This window comes from Azospirillum brasilense, assembly GCF_003349955.1.
Taxonomy (GTDB): domain Bacteria; phylum Pseudomonadota; class Alphaproteobacteria; order Azospirillales; family Azospirillaceae; genus Azospirillum; species Azospirillum brasilense_B.
Genome location: NZ_QLKQ01000064.1, coordinates 28,911 through 44,801, shown reverse-complemented (window position 1 = coordinate 44,801; position 15,891 = coordinate 28,911). Strand labels below are relative to the sequence as shown.

Here is a 15,891-nt window from a genome sequence, read left to right as displayed (position 1 = left end):
CCCCTGCGAAGCGGGGGAGGGTTAGGGTGGGGGCAAGGGTGTTCGTGGGGGCAAGGGCGGCCTCCCGCGCCATCGCCTTCGCCAGCGTCAGCGCGTCGTCCGCGCCGCGCGCCACCACATCGACCAGCCCATACTCCAGCGCCGTCCCGGCGTCGATCTGGCGCCCGGACAGCAGGATCTCCAGCGCCCGCCCGTACCCCCGCTCCGGGTCCTTCCGGAGAAGCAAACGCGGCAGACGCTGCGTGCCGCCATAGCCCGGCGGCAGGAACAGGTTGATCTCCGGCTGGCCCAGCCGCGCCCGCGGATCGGCCACCCGGACGTGGCAGGCCATCGCCAGTTCGCAGCCGCCGCCGAGAGCCACGCCGCGGATCGCCGCGAACACCGGCTTGTCCAGCGCGGCGAGGGCGCAGAAGACGGCGTGGGCCTTGGCGGGCAGGGCGCGGGCCTCGTCCTCGTCCCGCACCTCGTCGAGAAGCTGGCGGATGTCGGCGCCGGCCACGAAGTTGCGGCCGGTGCCGGTGATCACCACGGCGCGCACGTCCGTCCGCCGGGCGAGATGGGCGACCAGCGTGTCCAGCTCGTCGAGCAGACGGTCGGACAGGGCGTTGACCGGCGGGTTGTCGATGGTGACCGTTGCCAGGCGCACGCCCTCGGCCAGCCGGTCGTACTGGACGGACAGGAAGCGCTGCCGCTCGATGAGGGTCTGTTCCTCCGCGCGCTGCTGGCCGCGCGTCCAGGCGGCGATGCGGGCCTCCAGGTCGGTCAGGCACTCCGGGTTGCGGAGCGTGGAGGTGTCGCCCAGCGGCTCCCCGTTCATCATCGCCGTCAGGAAGCGGCGCATGTATTTGCCGGAGCGCGTCTCGGGAAAGGCCGGGACGGCGAGGATGTCGGAGGGGACGGCGACCGCCCCCTTCTCCTGGCGCACCAGATCCTTCAGCCGGCGCTCGTCGTCGGCGGTGAGGTCGCGGCCCTTGGCGGGAAGGACGAAGGCGACGGGGGTCAGTCCCTTCTCGCGGTGGGGGGCGCCGACCACGATGACGTTGCCGACCGGGCTGTCGGGGTTGATCTGCTTGTCGCGCAGGATCGCGCCTTCGATCTCCTCCGTCCCCATGCGGTGGCCGGACACGTTGATGACGTCGTCGGACCTCCCGTGCAGGCTGAAGCGGCCGTCCCCGTAGCGCCGCGCGAAGTCGCCCTGCAAGTAGGCCCAGACCGGCTTGCCGTCGGCGTCGCGGAAGCGCCCGAAATAGGTCGCCACGAAGCGGTCGAAGTCGCCCTTCCAGCCGGGCTTGCCGACGTTGTCCGCGTCGCCCCAGATGGTGCGGGTCAGGTAGGGGTAGGGGGCGGTGACGACGATCTCGCCCTTCTCCTCGACCTCGGCGGGGCGGAAGGCGACGCGGCCCGTGGCGTCCGGCTCGCTTTCGGGCACCCAGACGTCGCCGAGAACCCAGGGCAGCGGGTAGGTGTGGGCGTCGGCGCGCAGCGGCTGGTCGGGGTTGCCGTAGGGGTGGGTCCAGACGATGCCGCCATGCTCCGTCGCCCAGTAGCTGTTGATGTATTGCGGCGTCATCACCGCCATGCCGAAGGCCTGGACGGCGGGGCTGGTCGGCTCCGCGCAGAAGGTGGCGACCCGCAGGGACGAGCGGTCGTAGCGCTCGACGTCGGCGCGGTTCTCCGGGTGGGTCATGACCGTCTTCAGGAAGGTCACGCCCGCCTTGAAGATGGTGACCTTGTGCCGCTCGATGATCGAGGCGAAGCGCCCGGCGTTGGGGAAGACCGGCGCCCCCTCCGTCACGATGCCGGGGATGCGGGCGGCGAGGCTGGCGGTGATCAGGTAGCTCTGGCCGGTGATCCAGCCGGGATCGGCGACGACGTAGATCGCGTCGCGGCCCGGCAGGGCGTCGAAGCTGACCTTCATGGTGTGGGCGAGGCCGGCGACGTAGCCGCCATGGACATGCACCACGCCCTTCGGCTTCCCGGTGGAACCGGAGGTGTAGATGATGAACAGTGGATACTCGGCGTCCAGCGGCACGCAGGGAACCGCCTTCGCCACGGCGGCGTAGAGCGCCCGGTCGTCCAGCGCGCGCAGCGCCTCCATGTTGTCCAAGCCGGCGGCGGCGCACAGCTCCGCCTCGGCCTTTGCCAGCAGCTCGTGCGCCCAGACGTCGCGGCCCTCGGTCCAGGGAATGTCGGGAAGCCCGGCGTGGCGGACGACGATCACCGCCTCGACCCGTGGCGGGGCGGCGGTCAGCGCCTCGGCGACGCTGGCGCGCAGGTCCGCCACGGTGGCGGCGTCGAGCGTCCCGGCGCGGTCCAGCGCGCGGCCCAGCTCGCGCATCACGTCGGCGGGGGCGACGGTGATCTCGCCCGCCAAGCCGCGGCGCACCGGCTCCATCAGGGTGTCGTCTCCCAGCTTGGCGCGCAGGACCTCCTCGGTGATGCGCAGCGCCGTGGGCAGGGCGACGAAGCGGTCGAGCGCCGGGTCGCTGTAGGCTTCCTTGAAGGGCGCCATCTCGGCGTTGCGGCTGGCGCCGTCGGCGGTGATGACGACGCGGGCGCCGGCGTTCTCGATGCGGTCGGACAGCGTCTTGTCGGAGAAGCCGCCGAAGACGGCGGTGTAGATGACGCCGAGGCGCTTCGCCCCCTCGGTCCAGACGATCTGGTCGAGGATGTTGGGCATGTTCAGCGCGATGCGGTCACCCTGCCTCAACCCCAGCCCGCGCAGCGCCAGGGCGGCCAGCGCGGAGCGGATCAGCAGCTCGCGCCGGGTCAGCGTGACGTGATGGACCGGGCCGCCGCGCCCGCCGTTGGCCGCGGCGTCCCAGCGGTCGCCCTCGTACCAGTAGGCGGTCTCCGCCCCGTGGCCGGACAGGACGTGGCGGTCCACCTCGTTGAAGGCGGCGTTGGTCATCCCGCCCGCGAACCAGCGGTAGAAGGGCGCCTCCGACCCGTCGAAGGCCTGCGTCCAGGGCGTCCAGTCCGCCCGCTCGGCCGTCTCACCCGTGGTGGCGTTCCAGCCGCGCCAGACGCCGTCGGCATCGCGCATCAGCCAGTGCGCGCCGTCGAACCAGTGGATCGTCTGTGCGGCGATGGCGCCGTGGAAGGCGCCGGGATCGGCTGCGCAGGCGGCGCGCTGGCCCTGCCAGTCCGCGGCGGAGCGGATGGGATTGACGGCTACGTCCTGCGGCAGCGGCGGCTGTCCGGCGGACTCCGCGACGGCGTGATCCATGCTTTCCTCCCGATCGGGCATTTCTTCCTTGGCGGCCACGTCTTGCGCGCGGCGGGCATCACTATAGCGCGGCGCCCTGCATCCGCCGCAATGGCGCCGTGCGCGGCGGGGGTATGCCGTATACGCGGCTTTCGGTCATACTCGGTGCAATCAATGACAACGGGAGGAAACGGCATGTCCAAGAACGACGCGCCGGCGAACGATTCAGTGACCTTCGCGGTCAGCCACGCCGATCCGGCGGACTTCAAGCGCGACGGGCTGCGGCCCTTCTTCGAATACCGCGACCTGGGCATCCGCGCCGCCACGGCGGGCAAGGCGAGCGCCCACGTCATCCGCGCCCGCCCCGGCGAGCCGTCGCATGGCGGCTGGCACCGGCACGCGCTGGATTTCCAGATGGTCTACGTGCTGAAGGGCTGGGTGAAGTTCGCTTACGAAGGCGTGGGGGAGGTGCTGTTGCAGGCCGGTTCCAGCGTGCACCAGCCGCCGGGCATCCGGCATGTGGAGATCGCCCATTCCGACGATCTGGAGATGCTGGAGATTACCTTTCCCGCCGACTTCCCGACCGAGGGGGCCGAGCCGCCCGCCGGGACCTGACGCTGCATCCGCCAAAAAAGTGCCGGTCGCACCCGTCATGGAAACAACGGTGCGGCCGGCCAGATGCTTTGGAGGAATCGCCGCCATGGCCACAGGGAACGACGCGGCCACGGGACGCTTCGTTGCCATGGAAAGCAATGCCCGTGCCAGAGCTTGGCCAGGGCGCGGAAGGGCGGATTTCCGCAATTCTGCGGAGCCTCCCCGCGCCGCGGCTGTCCGGATGTCCGGACAGGTGCCTGGAATGCCGGACGCCGCCCCGCTGGCAAGTTGCGCGCGTCGGAGGTATTAGGACGGCCTGCGCGGCGTGACGAGGATGCGGACGGGATGCCCGAGGTCGAGATCTCCCGCGAGGACAAGGGGCAGTCAACGGTGTTCGAGGCGTCGCCCTCCAGCGTGCCGCCCCAGCGCTTCGCCCATCTGCTCTACGCGGCGATCCTGCTGGCCGGCTTCGTCGTGGTCGCTGAACTGACCCTGGAGCCGGCGGCCTCCATGCTGCGCTGGCTGGGCATGCTGTGCGCGATCCCGCTTCTGCTGATGTGGGTGATCACGCTGCTGCGAGCCGCAAGGCGCAGCGCCGTCCGGCTGGTCGTGGCGCCGGAGGGGTTGACCGCCCATGGGCAGCTCATCCCGCACAACACCATTCGCGGCGTGGCGCTCTACCCGCCGCAGGGCAAGCGCCCGCTGTTCGTGGCGCGCATCCAGACGATGACCCCGCAGCAGCACGAACGCGAACTGGCGCTGGCCGGAGGGGATGTGGACATGGAGGAGGAAAAGCCCGGAAAGGGGCGGCGTCCGCGCGCCGGCTACCGGCTGCTTCTGCTGCGCCGGAACCATCTGCCGGCGCTGGTCCTGGTCCGCGGCCTCACCCTGTCGGGTGGCGAGACGCTGATGGCCGGACTGGCTGCGGAACTGCGCCGCCACAGCCGGCCGGGCTGAGGGGCGCTAAGCTTGACATCGCCGATGCGCAGACGCCCCTCCCGCCACGGGGCGGGAGAGGACCGCGCTGGAAAGGCGTGACTCAGCGACGGGCCGTCGGGGCTGCCGGCAGGTCTTCTTCCAGGATGACGACGTGCAGGGCGTAGGAGACCTCACCCTCGTCCACGTCACGGTGCAGGGTGCCGACGAACTCATCGCCCAGCATGACTTCTGCGGACTGGCCGGCCTTCTCGGGCGGCTGGATGATGATCTTGTCGTTGCCGAGCGTCTTGCGCAGATAGCTCTGCACACGGGCGATTTCGGTTTCGGTCATCTTGGCGACCGTCGGCTTGGCGGGCGGCATGGCATGATCCCTGTGTTGTCGAAGGGGTCATATAGAAACCTTTCGGGCAAAGGGAAAGCACAACATAGCCCCGGCTCGCGCATTCGCCGCGCCGCCCGCCGCCGGCCCCGTCTTTCTTGCGGATGGCCATGCCCCCGCCTGCGGGAAGCCCTTAGCCGGTTTTGTCCTCTTGTTCCGGGTGGCGCGGCCAAATACTGGAGGGATTGGAACGTGTGAGCGTTCCCGCTCCGCCGTCCGGTGACCATGGCATGGGGTGACCATGGCTGCGCGTCTTTGCCGTCTCGTCTCCCTCCGTCTCGTCCTGGCGATCACCGCCGGCCTGCTGCTGGCCGTGGCGGGGTGGGTGGCGCCCGGCCTGGCGGCGCCCGCGCCGGAGCAGCGCATCGCGCTGGTCATCGGTGTCGGTGCCTACCGCCACGCCACCGAACTGCCCAACCCGCGCAACGACGCCCGCGCCATGTCGGCGGCCCTGCGCAAGCTGGGCTTTACGGTCGACGAGCGCTACGACCTCGACAACCGCGGCATGGCCGAAGCGCTGCGCGGCTTCGGCATCCAGGCGGCGCAGGCCGACGTGGCGCTGCTCTATTTCGCCGGCCACGGCATGCAGGTCGGCGGCACCAACTTCCTGATCCCCGCCGACGCCCGGCTGGAGCGCGAGCGCGATCTGGTCTACGAGGCGCTGCCGCTGAACCTGCCGATGGGCGAACTGGCCCAGGCGCGCAAACTGGGCATCCTGATTCTGGACGCCTGCCGCAACAACCCCTTCGCCGACCGGCTGGTGCGGTCGGGCACCAAGAAGACGGAGGTGCATTCCGGCTTTGCCCGCGTCGACGACACGCCGACCGACACGCTGGTCGCCATGGCCACCCGCGCCGACGCGGTGGCCGAGGACGGGCAGGGCGACCACAGCCCCTACACCGCGTCGCTGCTGAAGAACTTCGACGTGCCGGGGCTGGAGCTGAGCCTGTTCTTCCGCCGCGTGCGCGACGATGTGATGCAGGTCACCCAGGGCCGGCAGGAGCCCTTCCTCTACGGCTCGCTGGGCGCCGCCCCCTTCTACTTCAACCCGCTGCCGGAGAACCGGCCGCCGCAGCTCGCCGCCTTCAAGACGCTGGAGGTCTTCGACCGCGGCGGGACGGAGGGGCTGGGCATCGCGCGGCCCAGCGATCCCGACAACGACCAGCTCTTCGCCCAGGTGACCGGCCTGCCGCGCGGCGGCGGGGTGCGCATCGGCGACCGGGTGGTGCTGATCGGCGACTATCTGACGCTCGACCAGCTCACCGCCGCGACCTTCCGCGCCGACGCCACCCACCTCGGCGACGCCGGCAGCTTCGAGTTCGCGGTGATGGACGGGCGCGGCGGGGTGGCGCGGGGCGCCGTGCCGATCGTCATCAAGCCGAGCAACCGCCCGCCGGTCGCCGTCGCCGAGCGCAGCGTGCGCGCCGTCGTCAACAGCCTGCGGCTGGAGGTGCCGACCGATCCGGACGGCGATCCGCTAACCTTCACCGTCAGCGCCGTTCCGGAACGCGGCAAGGTGCGCGACGGCACCACCCCGCTGAAGCCCGGCGATAAGCTGGCGCCGGAGCGGCTTACGGCGCTGACCTTCGACCCGGAGCGGGCGCCGGCCGGCCGCGCCGGGGTGTTCAGCGTGCTGGTCGAGGACGGGCGCGGCGGGCGCACGACGATGAGCGCGCTTCTGGAGGTCGAGGAGGCCGGCGCCGCGCCGCCGCAGGCCGATCTGGAGGAATCGCTGTGGCGCCGCGTGCGCGACAGCCGCGACGCCGACGCGCTCGACGCCTTCCTGCGGCTGTTCGGCACCGGCCCCTTCGCCGCCCCGGCGCGCGACCGGCTGAACCGGCTGCGCGCCGAATCGGCCAAGGTCGCGGCCGCCACCCCGGCGGGCGGGGCGGGAAACAGCGGCTCGTCTGGCAATGGAACGGGCAATGGATCACCCGGCGGCAAGGCGTCTCCGCCGCCGGAACTCCAGCTCGACACCGCCGGGGAGGGGATGTACGTCGCCGTCGCCGACGCGGAGTTGCGCGCCGGGCCGGACGCGCGGTCGGAACGGGTCGGCGCCCTGGCCAAGGACGGCGCGGTGCGGGTGCTGGGCCGGGTGGCCGACGCCGACTGGTATCGGGTGGCCCTGGAGGACGGAAATCAAGGCGGCGTGCAGGGCTTCGTTCGCGGCCCCGCGCTGCGCCCCGCCGGGCCGGAGGACCGTCAGCGGCTGGCACTCGCCGCACCGGTCCAGCCGGGGGGCTCGCAGGGGCGGGCGCAGGGCAACGGCAGCAGCTTCCAGGACTGCCCGGCCTGCCCGCCGATGATGCGCATCCCCGCCGGCAGCTTCGTCATGGGCAGCGAGCGCGGCGATGCCAGCCAGCGTCCTCCCCACCGCGTCACCTTCGCCAAGCCCTTCGCCATCGGGGTCTACGAGGTGACGGTCGCCAACTGGCGGGCCTGCGTGGAGGGCGGCGGCTGCGCCGCCATGCCGCGGATGCGCAACCCCTCCGACGACACGCCGGTCCACAACATCCATGTGGAGGACGCGCTGGCCTACACCGAGTGGCTCAGCCGCAAGACCGGCCAGCGCTACCGCCTGCCCAGCGAGGCCGAATGGGAATACGCGGCGCGCGGCGGCAGCGCGGCGCGCTTCGCCTGGGGGGACAGCCTGACGCCGGGGGCGCGGCTGGCCAACTGCCGCGACTGCGGCGGGGCCGCCGACCGCTCCCTGCCGGCGCCGGTCGGCAGCTTCCAGCCCAACGCCTTCGGCCTCTACGACACCAGCGGCGGGGTGGCGGAGTGGGTCGCCGACTGCTGGAACCCCGGCTACAAGGGCGCCCCGGCGGACGGCGGCGCCTGGACGGAGGGCGACTGTCGCAAGCGGGTGCTGCGCGGCGGCTCCTGGCGGGACGGGCAGGACGCCATCGCCGTCACCGCCCGCATCGGCTACGACGCCGACGTGCGCTATTTCGCCGATGGGTTGCGGGTGGCCCGCGATCTGAACTGACTCCGCGCGCGTTCGTTGGTGGGACGCACCGTCTGCGGATGGGACCCCGGCGCCCCCGAAATTGCAGAAATCGGTGTTGGGCCAATGCGCTAGACTTGGCCGTTCAAGGCATGGCGATCTGCGGAGCGGACGGCCCGAAAACAGGAGGCCGCTGGCGGCTTCGACCAAATTCGTTACAGCCGCCGCGGCCCGTGACTCCCTAAAGGGGTGGTCAAAGAAGGTTTGAAGTGGAGGGTATCGACGTGTTGCGCTGGCCCCGGAGCGCCGTTTGGACTGTTGCGCTGGTCCTGGTGACGGCGAACACCGCTCTCGCCCCTCGGGCGTTCGCCGACGACAAGCGCGTCGCGCTGGTGATCGGCAACGCGCAATACCAGGAGGGCGGCCCGGCCGCCGGGGTGGGCGCCAACGCGGCGGTCGTCGCCGACGCGCTGCGCCGCGCCGGCTTCACCGTCACCGCCGCCGAGAACCTCGATCACCGCGGCATGGTCGCGGCGCTGACCCGCTTCCAGGACGCGCTGGGGCAGGCCGACCTGGGCTTCCTCTATTACTCCGGCGTGGCGCTGAGCCTGTCGGCCAAGGGCTTCCTGGTGCCGGTGGACGCCAAGCCCGGCTCCGAATACGACGTGATCTTCGACACCATCGAGCTGGACTACGCGCTGAAGGAGATCCAGCGCAGCGGGCGCAAGGCCGTCGCCGTGTTCGACCCGGTGCCCGCCCACCCGCTGGCCGACCGGCTGGCTTCGGCGATGGGCGAGGAGGGGCGCTCCGTCAAGCCGGCGCTGGCCGCCCCGGCGGCGCTCGACAACCTGTTCGTCGTCTATTCGCACCGGCCCGGCACCCCGCCCGCCACGGCGTCCGGCAAGGGGGCCGACGCCTTCTCCGCCGCCCTGGCGCAGGAGATGGTCAAGCCGGGCGTGCCGCTGCGCGACGCGCTGGCCGAGGTCGCCCGCACCGTCGTCGGACGCACGCGGGGGACGCAGCACCCCTGGCTTCAGGACCGGCTGGGCACGGATCTTGTGCTGGTGCCCGGCCCGCGCGCGCCGTCCGCCCCCGTCGTTGCCCGAACGGAGGAGGCGCCGCCCGCCGTGGAGGCGACGGCCCCCGAACCGAAGCCGGCCGAATCCAAGTCAATAGAACCCAAGCCGATCGAACCCAAGCCGCTGCCGCAGAAGGCGGAGGAAAAGCCCGCCGCTCCGGCGGTCGCCGAGGTGGAGGTGGACCCGCTGAACGAGAAGCGGGTGGTGACGCGCGACACCAACCTGCGTGCCGGTCCCGACACCAAGGCGGTGGTCGTCGGCACGCTGCGTCACGACAGCGAGGTCACGGTCACCGGGCGGACCCGCCGCAACGGCGGCTGGCTGCGCGTCGAGCAGGACGGCAAGACCGGCTTCGCCTTCGCCAGCAACCTCGCCAAGCCGGAGGAGGTGCCGGTCGCCTCCTCCCAACCGACGACGCCCCAGCAACCGCCCCAGCCGGCGATGCTGGCTCCCGGCGTCTACACGGTGGCGCGCGACGCCAACCTGTTCGCACGCCCGGTTCTGGGCGCGCGCAGCCTGCGCGATCTGGAGCAGGGGCAGCGGGTGACGCTGCTCCAGGCGGCACCGGACTCCGGCTGGGTGCTGGTGCGGGATTCGTCGGGGCAGGAGGGCTACGTCACCACCGGGACGCTGGCGGGCCGGTCGGGAGAGGCTGTATCCATGGGAGGTGCGGCGCCCAGCGCCTACCCGCCGCCCACGGTGGTCCGCAACGACGTCGATCCGGTGGCCGGCGCGCTGTCCGGAACGACCGGTCCGACGCGGCTGGCCGCCCTTCCCGACAGCAGCGGGGAAAGCGCCGCGGGCCGCTCGGCGTCCGGCGCGGACCCGGTCCTCGCCGGGCTGGCCGAACCCTACCGCGACGCCGTGCAGGCGGGGCGCAACGCCGCCGCCCGCGCGTCGCGGTCCGCCACCGCCGGGCGCGGGGCCGAGGCGAAGGCGCGCGAGGCCCAGGCCGCCGCCCGCCGCGCCGCCGGTCAGGCCCGCGGCGGGGAGTCGGGCTACGGGGTCCACCGCTTCCCCAACGGCGACGTCTATGAGGGGGCGTGGAACCGCGGGTTGGGCAACTTCTCCCTTCAGGGCACGATCAGCCGCAACGGCGTCGGCGTCTACCGCTTCGCCAACGGTCAGGTCTATGAGGGGGAGTGGAAGGACGACCAGATGTCCGGCTACGGCGTCCTGGGATTCCCGTCCGGCGACCGCTTCGAGGGGGCCTTCGTGAACGCCGTGCCGAACGGGCCGGGCGTCTACCGCTTCGCCAACGGCGATTCCTACGCGGGCGAGGTCCGCCAGGGCCGGGTGGACGGCCATGGCGAGCTGGCCTTCACCAACGGCGAGCGGTTCAACGGCGTGGTGGTGGACCGGCTTCCGGCGGGGCCGGGCGAATTGTCGATGCGCGGCGGCACCCGCCATGTCGGGCAGTTCCGCGGCGGCATCCAGGACGGTCCGGGGGCGGCCATCGACGCCGCCGGCGCGATGCAGCCCGGCATCTGGCGCGGCGCGACGCTCTTGAGTCGGTAGCGCCGCTTCGTCTTTCCGTTTCGGCTGATATGCTCCACATTGGAAGGCATTGCGGCTCGCCCTCCGGCCGCGCCATGCGAGGACCGGCCTGGATGGACACGCTGACCGACCCGAAGAAGACCGTTTCCGCTTCCACATCCAAGCCGGCCCCAATCAAGCCGGCCAAGCCCGCCAAGGTCACCCGCGATCCGGAGGGCACCCGCGCCCGCATCCTCGCCGCCGCGACGGAGGAGTTCGCGCGCCATGGGCTGGGCGGCGCCCGCGTGGAGCGGATCGCCGAGGTCGCCGGCACCAACAAGCGCATGCTCTACTACCATGTCGGCAACAAGGAGAGCCTGTATCTGGCGGTGCTGGAGGGCGCCTACGAGCACATCCGCGCCACCGAACGCACGCTGAGCCTGGAGACGCTGGACCCGCCTGCCGCCATCGCCCGGCTGATCCACTTCACCTGGCAGTATTTCCTCGACCATCCCGAGTTCATGGCGCTGCTGAACATCGAGAATCTGCACCGGGCGGAGCTGCTGAAGACCTCCGACAAGGTGCACGCCATGCATTCGCCCTTCGTGCAGATGATCGCCGACGTGCTGGAACGGGGCATCGCCACCGGGATCTTCCGGGCGGGGGTGGACCCGGTGCAGCTCTACATCTCCATCGCCGGGCAATCCTATTTCTACCTGTCCAACGTCCACACCCTGTCGGTCATCTTCGGCCGCGATCTGCTGGCCGAGGAGGCCAAGGCGGAGCGGCTGGACCATATGGTGGAGCTGATCCTGTCGTCGCTGCGGGCGTGAATCCGCTGGTGGTTTCATCATGAACAATTCGCATACCTGACCATCCGTCCTACCTCTTTGGCAGGGTTGACCGCTTTGCCGCGCCGGGCTTACTTTTAACCAGCCGGTTAAAAGAGCGCCTCGCCTTGGCGCCGCAACGACCGGGGGAGGAGGAGCGATGGCTGTCGATGCGGCGGCTCACGGGAATGCGTCCCGTGGCGGTCCCGCTTCGGGAACGGCGGCGCGACGGGGCGGGGCGGGTGCCACGCTGCTGCGCCTGCTCAATTCCGGCTGGTTCCGGCCGGTGCTGTTCCTGGTGGTCCTGACCGTCCTGTGGGACCTGTCGGTGCGGATCTTCGCGATCCCGCCCTATCTGATACCGAAACCGGGCGACGTCGCCCTGGCGCTCGCCGCGGACTGGGACCAGCTCCTGGCCGCGTCGGTGCCGACCACGCTGGCGACCTTGGGCGGCTTCGCCCTGTCGGTGCTGTTCGGCATTCCCATCGCCATGCTGATCGCCGGGTCGAAGACGGTGGAATCCTACGTCTACCCGCTGCTGGTCTTCTCGCAGTCGATCCCGAAGGTCGCCATCGCGCCGCTGTTCGTGGTGTGGTTCGGCTTCGGGCTGCTGCCCAAGGTGATTTCCGCCTTCCTGCTGGCTTTCTTCCCCATCGTCGTGTCGGCGGTGCAGGGCTTCAAGTCGGTGGACGGCGACATGATGGACCTCGCCAAGTCCATGAAGGCGACGCGCCTTCAGACCTTCCGCATGGTCAGCCTGCCGCACGCCCTGCCGGCCATCTTCGCCGGCCTGAAGGTGTCGATCACGCTGGCCGTGGTGGGCGCCGTGGTGGGCGAGTTCGTCGGGGCGAATTCCGGCATCGGCTTCGTCCTGCAGCGCTCCATCGGCAATTTCGAACTTCCCCTGATGTTCGCGGCCCTGGTGGTGCTGGCGCTGATCGGGGTGGTGCTTTTCTGGGTCATCGACGTGATCGAGCGGCTCGCCATCCCCTGGCACGCGAGCCAACGCCACAACTACATCCCGACGTCGTAACGCCGACCACAAAACCAAAAGCGACGCCGGGCACTTTTCGGCCGGACAATCTTTGGGAGGAGACGAGATGAAACGGACGCTCTTCGCGGCGCTCTGCGCCCTCACGGCCACGACGCTGCCGGCCCAGGCCGCGGACAAGGTCGTGCTGATGCTGAACTGGTACGTGTATGGCGAGCACGCCCCCTTCTACTACGGCAAGGACAAGGGCCTGTACGAGGCCGAGGGCATCGACCTGGAGATCCAGGAGGGCCGCGGTTCGGCGGTGACGACCCAGGCGGTGGCCGCGAAGACCGTCGATTTCGGTTACGTCGATGTGCCGACCATGATGAAGGCGGCGGTGAAGGGCGCCCCGGTCACCTCGCCCGGCGTGCTGCTCCAGACCAGCCCGATGTCGGCCATGGGCTTCACCGACAAGAACATCCGCAAGCCCGAGGACATCAAGGGCAAGACCGTCGCCATGACGCCGGGGGACAGCATGTCCCAGATCTGGCCGCTGTTCCTGAAGAAGACCGGCCTGAAGGACAGCGATTTCCGCGTCGTGTCCGGCGACGCCCAGACCAAGCTGAACGCTGTCATCAACGGGCAGGCGGACCTGCTGCTGGGCTACGTCATGGACCAGAGCATGAAGATCAAGGACGCCACCGGCAAGTCGGTGACGCCGATCCGCTTCGCCGACTACGGCGTCAACATGGTCTCCTCCGGCATCATCGCCCACACCGACACGCTGAAGGACAAGCCGGACCTCGTGAAGCGCTTCATGGCCGCGACGACCAAGGCGGTCGAAGGGGCGGAGAAGAACCCGAAGGAGGCCGTGGCCGCCATCCTCAAGGCCAACCCCAAGGGCGGCCAGGAAGCCACCCTGCTGGAAGGCTTCGAGCTGACCACGCCGCTCTACCGCACGGCGGAGACCAAGGGGCAGCGGCCCTTCCGCGTCACCGACGCCAACATGGCCGAGACCGTGGACCTGCTGGTCGAGTACGGCGGTCTGGACGCCGCGGCGAAGAAGAACCCGAAGGCCTTCTACACCCGCGACTTCCTCCCCGATCCCGCCGCGGCGGGCCAGTGAGGCCGGACGGACAGGAGAGCAGGGACATGGCTCAGCCCCAGTTGAAAGTCGTCGGATCGGCCGAAACGGCCCGCCTGTCGCAAAAGACCCTGATCCAGATCGACGGCGTGACCAAGACCTACCGCAGCCGCGACGGGGAGGTGCCGTCCCTGCGCCCGATCACCTTCGACGTGCGGGACGGCGAGTTCCTGGTGGTGGTCGGCCCGTCCGGCTGCGGCAAGTCCACGCTGCTGAAGCTGGTCGCCGGCCTGCTGCCGGTCAGCGAGGGCGCCATCACCATCGAAGGCACCACGGTGACCGAGCCGCACGACGATGTGGGCATCGTGTTCCAGAGCCCGGTGCTGCTCGCCTGGCGGACGGTGCTGCGCAACATCATGATGCCGGTGGAGGTCCGCGGCCTGCCGCGCGACAAGTATCTGGAGCGCGCCCGCGCGCTGATCCGCATGACCGGGCTGGAGGGGTTCGAGAACAAGTACCCCTGGCAGCTGTCCGGCGGCATGCAGCAGCGCGCTTCGTTGTGCCGGGCGCTGGTCCACGACCCGAAGATCCTGCTGATGGACGAGCCGTTCGGCGCGCTCGACGCCATGACGCGGGAGAAGATGAACGTCGAGCTGCAGCGCATCCAGCACGAGACGGGCAAGACGGTGCTGCTGATCACCCACTCGATCCCCGAGGCGGTGTTCCTGGCCGACCGGGTGATGGTGATGTCGGAGCGTCCCGGCGCCATCGCCGCGACCTACGAGGTGCCGCTGCCCCGCCCGCGCTCGCTGGATGTCATGGGGCACCCGGTCTTCATCGAGCTGACCCAGCGCATCCGGGCGCATTTCAACGCCCAAGGGCATCTGGATTGAGGGGGAGTGAGGAGATGGACGAGTCTTGCCCCCTCCCTAACCCTCCCCCGCCTTCGGCGAGGGAGGGGATTGACACCCTCTCCCGCGAAGCGGGGGAGGGAAGGGGCCCGCGAAGCGGGAAGGGTGGGGGCCCCGCACCCCTCCTCGCCATCCGCGCCATCGACCTCTATGAACGCCCCGTCCGCTTCGTGAAGCCCTTCCGCTTCGGCAGCGTGACGGTGGAGGCGGCCCCCCAGGCCTTCGTCCGCGCCCTGGTCCATGTGGACGGCGTCGGCGAGGCGTGGGGCGGCACCGCCGAGATGATGATGCCGAAGTGGTTCGACAAACGCCCGGACCGCAGCCCGGACGAGACGGTGGACGGCCTGCGCCGCTCCCTGCGCCTCGCCCGCGACGCCTACCGGACGGACCGCGCCGACACCGCCTTCGGGCACCACGCGGCGGCCTACGAGACGCAGCGGGTGGCCTGCCGGGCCGCCGGGCTGCCCGACCTGACCGCCGCCTACGGGCCGGCGCTGATCGACAAGGCGGTGCTGGACGGGCTGCTGCGGGTTCTGAACATGGATGTCTTCACCGGCATGCGGGCGAACCGCGCCGGCATCGACGCGCGGCTGACGCCGGATCTGGCGGGCTTCGACCTGGACCGCTTCCTCGCCGGGCTGGAGCCGCGGGCCTCCGTGGCGCTGCGCCACACGGTCGGGCTGCTCGACGAGCCGGAGAGCCTGCGCGCCCTGCTGGCGCGGGAGCGGCTGGGCCGCTTCAAGATCAAGCTGGGCGGCGATCCGTCCGCCGACCTGGCGCGCCTGGCGGCGATCGCCGGCGTGCTGGACGCGGCGGCGGGCGACTACCGGACCACGCTGGACGGCAACGAGCAGTACGTGGACGCCGCGGCCCTCGCCGCCTTCCTGGACGGGCTGGAGCGCGAGCCGGCGCTGGCCGGGTTCCGCGGGCGCCTGCACTACATCGAGCAGCCGTTGGCTCGGGAGCGCGCGCTGGAGGCGCCGCTGGGCGCCGTGGCGGAACGCATCCCCTTCATCATCGACGAGTCCGACGACGGCTACGACGCCTTCCCGCGCGCCCGCGCCGCCGGCTACCGCGGCGTGTCGTCCAAGTCCTGCAAGGGTCTCTACAAGGCCATTCTCAACCGGGCGCGCTGCGCCGCCTGGGGCGCGCCGCACTTCGTCGCGGCGGAGGACCTGACCTGTCAGGCCGGGCTGGCGGTGCAACAGGACACGGCCCTGGTCGCGCTGCTCGGCATCGCCGACGCGGAGCGCAACGGCCACCAGTACGGAAACGGCTTCGACGGAGCGCCGGAGGCCGACGCCTTCCTCGACGCGCATCCCGGCTTCTACACCCGGCGGGACGGCATCGTCCGCCTCGCCACGGCGGGCGGCAGCCTGCCGACCGAAACCCTGGCCGTCCCCGGCTTCGCCAGCGCGGCGCAGCCCCGATGGGACCGCCTGTCCCCTCTGCAGAACGAATAATCCCCTAG

The 15,891-nt window shown here is 70.9% G+C and carries 11 protein-coding genes; 9 read left to right on the top strand and 2 right to left on the bottom strand.

The window, feature by feature from the left end:
* The coding region (locus DXK32_RS23755; protein WP_162801325.1) for an AMP-binding protein at nt 1–3,229 on the bottom strand (3,229 nt) is incomplete at its 3' end.
* Nucleotides 3,230–3,403: 174 nt separating this feature from the next.
* Here DXK32_RS23755 and DXK32_RS23750 point away from each other — a divergent pair.
* Both DXK32_RS23750 and DXK32_RS23745 read left to right on the top strand, forming a co-directional pair.
* A complete protein-coding gene (locus DXK32_RS23750; RefSeq protein ID WP_114860760.1) occupies nt 3,404–3,823 on the top strand; it encodes a cupin domain-containing protein in 420 nt (139 codons plus the stop codon).
* A 324-nt stretch (nt 3,824–4,147) separates the two neighbouring features.
* A complete protein-coding gene (locus tag DXK32_RS23745; protein ID WP_114860759.1) occupies nt 4,148–4,759 on the top strand; it encodes a hypothetical protein in 612 nt (203 codons plus the stop codon).
* Nucleotides 4,760–4,841: 82 nt separating this feature from the next.
* On the opposite strand, the gene DXK32_RS23740 is transcribed toward DXK32_RS23745, so the two are convergent.
* Entirely contained in the window at nt 4,842–5,072 is a 231-nt protein-coding gene (locus tag DXK32_RS23740; RefSeq protein WP_035674258.1) for a DUF3126 family protein, read from the bottom strand.
* 289 nt (nt 5,073–5,361) lie between these two features.
* Between DXK32_RS23740 and DXK32_RS23735 the strand changes: the two genes are divergently transcribed.
* The 7 genes from DXK32_RS23735 (at nt 5,362) to DXK32_RS23705 (ending at nt 15,883) form a co-directional block, all read left to right on the top strand.
* Nucleotides 5,362–8,109 (top strand): SUMF1/EgtB/PvdO family nonheme iron enzyme, encoded by a 2,748-nt coding sequence (locus DXK32_RS23735; RefSeq protein ID WP_114860758.1) that lies wholly within the window; start codon nt 5,362–5,364, stop codon nt 8,107–8,109.
* Between the two features lie 242 nt (nt 8,110–8,351).
* The gene (locus DXK32_RS23730) at nt 8,352–10,664 is read left to right on the top strand and encodes an SH3 domain-containing protein (RefSeq protein ID WP_162801324.1); all 2,313 of its coding nucleotides are present in this window, start codon (nt 8,352–8,354) and stop codon (nt 10,662–10,664) included.
* A 92-nt stretch (nt 10,665–10,756) separates the two neighbouring features.
* Entirely contained in the window at nt 10,757–11,455 is a 699-nt protein-coding gene (locus DXK32_RS23725; protein ID WP_114860756.1) for a TetR/AcrR family transcriptional regulator, read from the top strand.
* A 157-nt stretch (nt 11,456–11,612) separates the two neighbouring features.
* Nucleotides 11,613–12,485 (top strand): ABC transporter permease, encoded by an 873-nt coding sequence (locus DXK32_RS23720; protein WP_014241102.1) that lies wholly within the window; start codon nt 11,613–11,615, stop codon nt 12,483–12,485.
* 67 nt (nt 12,486–12,552) lie between these two features.
* Nucleotides 12,553–13,551, top strand: a complete 999-nt coding sequence (locus DXK32_RS23715) for an ABC transporter substrate-binding protein (RefSeq protein ID WP_014241101.1) — start codon at nt 12,553–12,555, stop codon at nt 13,549–13,551.
* A 26-nt stretch (nt 13,552–13,577) separates the two neighbouring features.
* Nucleotides 13,578–14,402, top strand: a complete 825-nt coding sequence (locus tag DXK32_RS23710; protein ID WP_035675144.1) for an ABC transporter ATP-binding protein — start codon at nt 13,578–13,580, stop codon at nt 14,400–14,402.
* 188 nt (nt 14,403–14,590) lie between these two features.
* On the top strand, nt 14,591–15,883 hold the full coding sequence (locus tag DXK32_RS23705) for a hypothetical protein (protein ID WP_114860755.1): 1,293 nt from the start codon (nt 14,591–14,593) through the stop codon (nt 15,881–15,883).
* Nucleotides 15,884–15,891: the final 8 nt, after the last annotated feature.